This is a genomic window from Aurantimonas sp. A2-1-M11, assembly GCF_036549475.1.
Lineage (GTDB): Bacteria > Pseudomonadota > Alphaproteobacteria > Rhizobiales > Rhizobiaceae > Aurantimonas.
The window spans coordinates 1-8,404 of record NZ_JAZHLI010000110.1 but is presented as its reverse complement, the minus strand read 5'-3'; the positions used below and the strand labels follow the sequence as shown (position 1 = coordinate 8,404).

The 8,404-nt window shown below is 65.5% G+C and carries 8 protein-coding genes; 4 read left to right on the top strand and 4 right to left on the bottom strand.

What is annotated here, in order from left to right; all coding sequences use genetic code 11:
- Both VQ042_RS23845 and VQ042_RS23840 read left to right on the top strand, forming a co-directional pair.
- A partial coding sequence (locus VQ042_RS23845; RefSeq protein ID WP_442880207.1) for an ISAzo13-like element transposase-related protein occupies positions 1-213 on the top strand: 213 nt, incomplete at its 5' end.
- A gap of 182 nt (positions 214-395) precedes the next feature.
- Positions 396-1,664: an amidase gene (locus VQ042_RS23840; protein WP_331822769.1), complete on the top strand. Its 1,269-nt coding sequence runs from the start codon at positions 396-398 to the stop codon at positions 1,662-1,664.
- A 744-nt stretch (positions 1,665-2,408) separates the two neighbouring features.
- Here the strand turns inward: VQ042_RS23840 and metF are convergent.
- On the bottom strand, positions 2,409-3,338 hold the full coding sequence (metF, locus tag VQ042_RS23835) for a methylenetetrahydrofolate reductase [NAD(P)H] (RefSeq protein ID WP_442880206.1): 930 nt from the start codon (positions 3,336-3,338) through the stop codon (positions 2,409-2,411).
- Positions 3,335-4,348 carry an ArsR/SmtB family transcription factor gene (locus tag VQ042_RS23830; protein WP_331822767.1) on the bottom strand — a complete coding sequence of 338 codons (1,014 nt, stop codon included), beginning with the start codon at positions 4,346-4,348 and terminating at the stop codon, positions 3,335-3,337. Before VQ042_RS23830 ends, metF begins: the two co-directional genes overlap by 4 nt.
- 123 nt (positions 4,349-4,471) lie before the next feature.
- Between VQ042_RS23830 and VQ042_RS23825 the strand changes: the two genes are divergently transcribed.
- On the top strand, positions 4,472-4,999 hold the full coding sequence (locus VQ042_RS23825; RefSeq protein ID WP_331822766.1) for an SAM-dependent methyltransferase: 528 nt from the start codon (positions 4,472-4,474) through the stop codon (positions 4,997-4,999).
- A 7-nt stretch (positions 5,000-5,006) separates the two neighbouring features.
- A complete protein-coding gene (locus tag VQ042_RS23820; RefSeq protein ID WP_331822765.1) occupies positions 5,007-5,339 on the top strand; it encodes a DUF2293 domain-containing protein in 333 nt (110 codons plus the stop codon).
- A gap of 230 nt (positions 5,340-5,569) precedes the next feature.
- On the opposite strand, the gene VQ042_RS23815 is transcribed toward VQ042_RS23820, so the two are convergent.
- Together VQ042_RS23815 and VQ042_RS23810 are read right to left on the bottom strand one after the other, a co-directional pair.
- Positions 5,570-6,367 carry an abortive infection family protein gene (locus VQ042_RS23815; RefSeq protein WP_331822764.1) on the bottom strand — a complete coding sequence of 266 codons (798 nt, stop codon included), beginning with the start codon at positions 6,365-6,367 and terminating at the stop codon, positions 5,570-5,572.
- Between the two features lie 104 nt (positions 6,368-6,471).
- Positions 6,472-8,274, bottom strand: a complete 1,803-nt coding sequence (locus VQ042_RS23810; RefSeq protein WP_331822763.1) for a TniQ family protein — start codon at positions 8,272-8,274, stop codon at positions 6,472-6,474.
- Positions 8,275-8,404 lie beyond the last annotated feature (130 nt).

Genomic DNA, 8,404 nt, shown 5'->3' with positions numbered 1-8,404 from the left:
GGCCACCCGTTGACCGATCGCCGCGCCGTGGTCGAACTGATCGGCGCAACGACAACCAGGACCGGCCTCAAAGTCGAGTGTGCGCTCGATACGCGCATCTACGAGAAGGGGCTGAGAGTGTCCGATGCCGAGATCGCCAGCCTCGACATCACAGGCGACGCCTTCCATCCCGAATGGAACTACACAATCAGGCCACGACAGCCGGAAGAGTAGCAGTTATCGATGCGGATATCCTTAGAGCACGGATCGCTGTTTTCAGCGCCCATTCCGGCGTGGCTCCATGATCTTGCGGCGACGTGCGGATCGGCGGCCGGACTGGCGCGCGTCGGGCCCGGCTTGTGGGAAGGCCGAGCCTGGCCTTACACAGGCGCATCAGCCCAACAGGAAGATCTGCCATGCCCGTCTCCCCCCTCCGCCTGACCGACATCGTCCGAGACATCGAGTCCGGGCGCACGACGCCCGAAGCGTTGCTCGCGGCCACCAACGAGCGGATCGACGCCGGGGACGGCGATCTCGGCGTCTTCACCCACCGCGCGCCCGAGGCGTCGCGCGCCGAGGCTGCCGCGGCCACCGGGCCCCTGGCGGGCGTTCCCTTCGGCGCCAAAGACATCTTCGACAGCTTCGACATGCCGACCGAGCACGGCTCGCCGATCTATCGCGGCAACCGGCCGCTGGCCGATGCGCCGGTGGTCGCTCTAGCCCGCGCCAGGGGCGCGGCCATCATCGGCAAGACGGCGACGACCGAATTCGCCTCGCTCGACCCCACCCCCACCCGCAATCCCCATGATCGCGACCACACGCCGGGCGGATCGTCCTCCGGCTCGGCAGCAGGCGTGGCGGCCGGCTTCCTGGCCGGCGCCTGCGGCACCCAGACCGGCGGCTCGGTAATCCGGCCGGCCTCCTTCTGCGGGGTGGCGGGCTACAAGCCGAGCTTCCGGCTGTTTCCGACGGTCGGCGTGAAGACCTATTCCTGGTCGCTCGACACGGTCGGCTTCTTCGCCGCCACTGTGCCAGACGTGTCGCTGCTGGCCGCGCTGATCAGCGGCCGGCCGATGGCCGACGTACCGCCCGCCGACGCGGCCGGCCTGACCATCGGCCTCTATCGTTCGGCCGTCGACGACCTGCTCGAGCCAGACATGGTGGCCGCCTGGGAGACAGCCGCGCGAACCATCGAGGCGGCGGGGGCGAAGCTGATCGAGATCGCCGAGCCGGCGTCGCTCTCGGCGGCGCGCGACATCCATGCCCCGCTGCAGAATTTCGAGGCGGCGCAGGCGCTGTTTCACGAACGCACGCGCCATCGCGACCTGATGGGCGAGAAGATCCTGGAACAGCTGGACCATGGCGTTACCGTGACGCCCCAAGCCTATGACGACGCGCGGCGCACGGCGCGGATCGGCCGCAAGGCCGCAACGACCCTGTTCGAACAGGCCGACGCCCTGTTAGTGCCCTCCTCCATCGGCCCGGCGCCCAGGGGGCTCGGCTCGACCGGCGACGCGATGTTCAACAAGCTGTGGACGCTGACCGGCAATCCCTGCGTCAACGTGCCGAGTCTTCGCGCGGCCAACGGATTGCCGGTCGGCCTGACCATCGTCACCCGGTTCGGGCGCGATGTGCGGGCGCTTGCCATTGCCGCCATGCTGGAGGCGCGGCTCGCGGCGGGCTGACGCCCCAATCGCATCGATTCGCTGGAACCAACGGCAGACCTTGCCGTTTCAGCCCCGCGTTGAACGAGGAGCATGCGATGCGGATCGAAACTTTGGTAGCCGTCTTTGGCAGTGTGATGTTTTTTGGAATGCTGGGCGGCATCACGACGGTCGGCGCGATCGTCCTCTTCCCCTGACCATACGGACCCAGGGGCCCTCGGCCCAAGGACCGCCTTGGGCGAAGGCCCGAAATGTGGCAAGGTTGCGACAGCCCGACCACGCGTGCAGATGGTGGGATACGGGTGATCTCGAATCGCAGAAATGTCTCGGATCCTTCTGATTCCGTTGAAGTCATTTCGGATATTTTCGCGCTCGGAATGGCTGCGCGCGCGTTTTGATGGTGCAGGATGTCCTGCCTGGGTGTCCCAGAAAAATACAGGTCTCATGGACCGCCTCATTCCCGCATTTGCAGGCAACGCGGCTGAATAGCGCGACCGGTTCACCGCAGTGCAGCGACGAATTCCTATTGCCGCACAGACTCAGCCCGTTAGTCTCGCCCCTGTTGCGTCAACGAGGAGGCGATGCAAATGGAACTGACACGTCCGCTTAATCTGCTGATGATCTGTGCCGCGTTTGCATTCGTCGGCGCCATGGTGATCGGCGTCATGCCTTGATCTCATGAGTCGACCGGCGTCCGATGGCGCCCCATAACGAGAAAAGCCGGGGACCTGCCCCGGCTTTTTTGCGTTTTTCGCTCCTGCCGCCTCAGGCCGCGGCGGCCTTGCTGGTCGGCGCAGTTGCCGCATTGCCGGCTCGCAGGCCGAGGATGTGGCAGATCGAATAGACCAGGTCGGCCCGGTTCATGGTGTAGAAGTGAAAGTCGGACAGGCCGCGCTTCTGCAGGTCGAGAACCTGTTCGGCACAGACCGCCGCGGCCACGTGGCTGCGGGTCTGGGGGTCGTCCTCCAGGCCGTCGAAGCGCTCGGCCAGCCAGGACGGGATCTTCGCCCCGCAGGCATTTGAGAAGCGTGCCACCTTGGTGAAGTCGTGGATCGGCACGATACCCGGCACGATCGGGATGTAGACACCAGCCCGACGCACGCGCTCGACATAGCGCTCGTAGACGTCGTTATCGAAGAAGAACTGGGTGATCGCACGGGTCGCGCCATTGTCGACCTTGCGCTTCAACAGGTCGATGTCGGTGGCGAAATCCGGGCTCTCGGGATGCTTCTCGGGGTAGGCCGCCACGGAGATCTCGAAATCGGCGAAAGCCTTCAGGCCGGCGACGAGCTCGACCGCGTTGCGATAGCCATCGGCGCGCGGCACATACTGGCCGCCGACGCCGTTCTGGCCGTCGCCGCGCAGCGCCACGAAATGGCGCACCCCGGTCTCCCAGTACTGGCGCACGACGTCATCAACCTCCTCGCGGGAAGCGTCGACGCAGGTCAGGTGCGCCGCCGGCGTCAGGGCGGTCTCCTTGAGGATCCGCTCGATCGTCTGATGGGTGCGCTCGCGGGTCGAGCCGCCGGCGCCGTAGGTCACCGAGACGAAGCTGGGGCACAGCGGTGCCAGCCGCTCGATGGAACGCCACAGGTTCTCTTCCATCTTCTCGGTCTTCGGCGGGAAGAACTCGAAGGACACGCGAAGTTCGGAACCGCGTAGCGACGGGGTCTGACTCATGACGGACTCTCTCAACTAGCGAGGGATTGGCTGACCGGGGCCTCGGCTGCGACGAGCAGACGGGGGTCTCGGGCGATGCAGATTGTGACGGTGAGCTCGCCGGTCTCACCTCCGCTGGAAACGAGGTGATCGAAGGACACCAGTTCGAGGCCGGCATCGTCAAGATAGCCGGCCAGCGTGTCGTCGGAAAAGCCGAGACGCAGATGGGCGTGCTCGGCGCGCAGGAACTCCAGTTCGTGCGGCGCGAAATCGATGATCGCCAGGCGCCCTCCCGGCGCGACGGCGCGCGCCGCCTCGGCCACCGCAGCCTGGGGATCCTCCAGATAGTGCAGAACCTGGTGGATAGTGACGAGGTCGTAGGCCTGGCGCTCGACCGGCAGATGATAGGCCTCGCCCTGGCGCACCACCGCATTGGCGATTTCGGCGGCATCGAGCTTGGCCCGCGCGATCGCCAGCATCTCCCGCGAGGCGTCGATGCCAACGGCGCGCTCGCAGCGCGGCGCCAGAAGTTCCAGCATGCGGCCGGTGCCGGTGCCCACGTCGAGCAGCGTGCCGATACGCTTGGTACCAAGGGTCGCCAGGAGGGCGCGCTCGACATCGGCGTCGGAGGCATGCAGCGCCCGGATCCTGTCCCAGCTGCCGGCATTGCGAGCGAAATAGTCGGCGGCACGGCGGGCCCGCTCCATTCGCACCGTCTCGAGCCGCTCACTGTCGCGTTCGATGGTCGGATCGGCCTCGTCGACCCAGTTCAAGACGGCATGGACGAGGCCGGAGACGCTCGCTTCCTCCGATAGGCGGAAATATGCCCAGGCACCTTCCTGGTAGCGGTTCAGGACGCCCGATTCGACCAACAATTTCAGATGCCGCGAGATGCGCGGCTGCGACTGGCCGAGAATCGCGGTAAGGTCGCTGACCGTCAGATCGCTTCGCGCCAGAAGCAGGACGAGCCGCAGGCGCGTCGGCTCACCGACTGCCTTGAGGGCATCGACCATGCGTCCGAAGGAGAGCTTCTGAATGTCCAGCATGTTCCGCCCAGATTTTGATATAAATATATCTTTATGTGAAAAAATTCGGCGATGCAAGTCCGACGGTCCCCGCCTGTCGCACGGAGGCGGAGGCCATAAGCCAACCGCGGGAGCCCCGCCCCGATGATGCCGACCGATGGCGTCCACGCCGATGACCCCGACGACCAGCCGGCCGATGCGCCTGCGCGTCCCGGCGAGCGGCCCTTCGAGGGGCCGGAGCCCACCTATGACGATGCCGGGCTGGTCTTCATCGGCCGCATCCGGTCGGCCTGGACCGACCGGGCGCAATGCCCGAAGAATGTCGCCAGGGCACGCGAAACGGGCGAGCCCGCGACGATCGCACTCGATCCGCGCTGGCGCAGGGGCCTGACCGGGCTCGAGCCGGGCGGATGGGTACTGCTCCTGACCTGGCTGGATCGGGCGGAGCGAAACCTGGCGCTGCAGATGCCGCGCCATGCGGACGCGCCGCGCGGCACCTTCTCGCTGCGCTCGCCGGTCCGGCCCAATCCGGTGGGTCTGCATCTGGTGCGGATCGTCTCCATCGACCCGGAGACCGGCGTGATCGCGGTCGATGCAATCGACGTCCTCGATGGCACGCCGCTGATCGACATCAAGCCCTATCTCGCGTCGGTCGACGCGCCGCCGGCCTGACGCCCGCTTGGCCACCGAACGCCAGAAGCGCATCGCCCGCGCCCTCACCGCCATCATCCCGCGCGTGCCCTTTCTCGACGCGGAGGCGATTCGCGAGGCGGCGCGCTCGCGGCGCATGCGCACGCTGCCTCCCGAACGCGCGGTATGGCTGGCAGCAGTCGCCCATATCCGCCACGCCTATACCGACTATGACGACCTCATGGACGACGGCTACGACAAGGAGGCGGCGCGCTTCTTCGTTCTCGACGACACCAATGCCGTGCTCGACGACTGGGGCGCCACCCGGCGCCTCGATCCGGACGAGATCGACCCGGAAACGGAGGATGCGGCCGACGCGTGAGGTGCGGCGTGCCTCACCCCGATCATGAGCCGCGCAGCGCAGTCACTCCACCCCGCGTGTGACTTGAGGCATAAGTCTGAACAGCCAGACTCCTAAGATCAAAAGCTTAGCACCGCCTTTCTTGGCCATAAGGCTAAACTGTTCTTGGGCATAAGATACGTTTGCGTTTCCAAATGGCCCATAAGTCTGGACTCCGCAGAAGATGGGTTTCTCGCGGCACACGCACTGGCTTAACAGCTCCGGGCTAGGTGGGTCTCTACGAGGAAGGTGGCGATCGCGCCGGCGGTGTTCACGGCAAGGCTCGCGTGGCGCTCTGAGGGGCGTACGGGCAGGCGTCCGCCCCGGCCGTGGGAGTCCGACAGGCGGTTCCGCAACGTCCCAATGCCGTTCACGAGGTTCATCGCGCCGCCGAGGATCGCCCTGACGGGTTCCTCCGTGTGCTGGTCCGGTGCCAAGCGCAGGCACCTAGCCGCGGCCGCATATAGCTTCGGTAGGTCGTCCCTGTCCGCATAGGCGGAGCCGTGGTCGTCGAGGATCCGCTTGCACACGGTCTCGAGAAGGGTGCGCGCTACCGTGATGGCGCCCTCGGGGTCGACGGTCCTGCGTGCGAGAGCCTTCGACCAGAGCTGGTGCACGCCCTCCGCATCGAAGGACTGGAGCACCTCGGACACGAGTGGATCGCCCGGTGCTCGGGCCCTCCCCTCGAGCATGTCCACAAGGGGGGTGAACGCCGTCCCTATGATTCGACGACGTTCGGCGTATGTCGGCGCCTCGCTCTTTATGAAAGGCCAGAAGGAGTCGAGGTTGCGGCAGGTGCGCACGAATGCCGGAAGCTCGTTCCTGATCCCCTCGTCCTGCATGAACTCTCGCCGGAGATGCTCGTAGATCCGGTTGTCGGACGAGCCGCCCGTCGCGCAGGCAACCAGTATCGCCTCCATGGTGGCGACCCTCTCGACGAGGGCCTCGGGAAGCTCGCCTTCGTCGATCATGAAGCCCCGCCACTGCCGCGTAGGCGGATCGTCGTCCATGAATCCGTCGCAGGCAACCCCTTGACACCGAACCGCCGCCGCCAAGTCGCCGATGCTGGCCAAACCGCCTGACGGGAACGACGCGGCGTCGGCCCGATGCCCGATCAGGCCTTGCGCCGTCCCTTCCGGTCTGCGGTCGACGCAGCGGGCAGCCGCTCGACCTCGCCCCTGTCAAAGAGCCACTTTCCGACGTCCTCCTTGCGCCACGCAGGCTCAACCCCGCGGCCCGCAAGAAAAGCCTTTGCGTCCCTCACGGGCACGCCGAACCTGGCCGCGACCTCCGCCGACGACAGGTGCCGTTCGAAGAACGCGAGTCCGTCGCTCTCCACAAGCATTCGCAGTCGACCGACCCGGACGCTGGGAATCGCTCCGACGCGTCCGAGGCGCGACGCTACGTCAGTGTGGCAACCGACGATATCAGCCAACTCCATCGCGCTGATTAGTCCCAATCTGTCCTTACGCAATTTAGCTCGCCAGCCTGTCGCCCTGATCCGAAAAGCTCGTAAGCCGGCGGCGCTTGAATCAAAGGCGAGCGGTTGGATCTCCCCGGCCAGCACCCGACCCACGATCTCCGCCGTCGAGATATGGATCCTTGACGCAGCGAGGGTCAGCGTAACGGTGCCTGCCGGCACGCCTTCGGGAAGCTGACCCCGGCCGAGGCGGTTCAGCAAGTCCTCGGCCGCATCGCTCCTGAAGGCATCCTTCGTCTGTACACGCATGATGTCTCGGGGCGGGTGGGCAACAGGAATGTGTCCCGCCGCAACAATCTCCAAGAGGTCCTCGTGTTTAACATTGAGCAGCCTGGCGAGGTCGGTGGAGCCAATGTAGGACCCGAGATCACGTTTTATCGTCACCAGATCGACCAGCGACAGGGTGTTGTGCTCCTTCGCCGAGGCGTCGGGCGAGACGAGTCCTCGCGCGACAGCGATCCTCCGCATCCGCGCAAACGAAAGTCCGCAGAGCTTGGAGGCTTCTAAGACTGAGACCCTATCGTGGGACACGCTCTTCCCTAGTAGCAGAGCTCCCTGCTTGCGGAGAACTTTCCCCTTTGCGTGCTCCCGCATCTCGGCTGCAAGGAGTGATCCGGTCTTGGTGTCGAGTCTCCGCTTCAGCCAAGCGTAGAGAACATCTCCATACGCGCGGCGAACGCCTGCGCTGCCAGGCCTCGTGTCGGCATTCGCCATCGCCGCGTCCAGCGCGGAGCGGAAGCTCTCCGGAAATGTAGCGGCTGCCTCGAGGCCGACATTGAGCACCGCCGTAATGCCCCGCTTAGCGACGACATGATCGAGCTTCGCCCAAGGGTCGATAGTGAAGGCGCCGAGACGCCGCATGACTTCAACCGACTCTCCGACCCCAACGCCCTCGAACATCGGGATGGCCTCGACAGTCTCGCCGAGGAGTCGCGAGAGGATATACCCTGAAGCTCTCGCAGTCTCGGAACTCACCCTCAGAACGGCTGCGTCCGCCAGCTCGATTCCGCAGGCACAGACCGCGATCCTCTCCTTTCCCCAATATTGCGCAAGTCCGCATCGGCACTTCGAGGCAAATGCTAGGAGGTGTCGGGGACAGCAAGCGATGACCTCAAGGTCCCACCACGCCCTATGAACCGCTTCCTCGGCAATGCAGGAGGGACACCATCTCCGCCCCTTGCGAACGCTTACGTCAAAGAAGGCCAACCGATGGCCGAACAACTCCACTGCCGGCCCAGATCGGGTTGGGGTGGCCTTTGTAAGGGCTTCGGCGTCGACATGGCACATGCGCGCGACGATCCCAGCCGGCAGTGAAGTCACGCTCATGCCGCCATGTCGCCCAAGCGCCGAGTATACCATTCCCGGGTGTGAGATCGCGTTCCGCTCGAGCGTCCTGCGGAGGATCGAGTAGGAGGGCTCCTCGGGGTGATGCCTCACCCACAGAGGATAGGGCTTTGAACCGCCCCGGGTTTCCCGGAGACCATTTGGTTTGAGTCCTACGCGGCTATCGGCACGGCCTCAAGCCTGGCGTAGTAGGCGGCTTCCGCCTCGGCGGGCGGGAGGTTGC

Bases quoted from the DNA above. Each gene is read 5' to 3' on its own strand.
- VQ042_RS23840 (WP_331822769.1), top strand. From the start codon at position 396: ATGCCCGTCTCCCCCCTCCGCCTGACCGACATCGTCCGAGACATCGAG.
- VQ042_RS23830 (WP_331822767.1), bottom strand. From the start codon at position 4,348: ATGCTGGACATTCAGAAGCTCTCCTTCGGACGCATGGTCGATGCCCTC.
- VQ042_RS23825 (WP_331822766.1), top strand. From the start codon at position 4,472: ATGATGCCGACCGATGGCGTCCACGCCGATGACCCCGACGACCAGCCG.
- VQ042_RS23815 (WP_331822764.1), bottom strand. From the start codon at position 6,367: ATGGACGACGATCCGCCTACGCGGCAGTGGCGGGGCTTCATGATCGAC.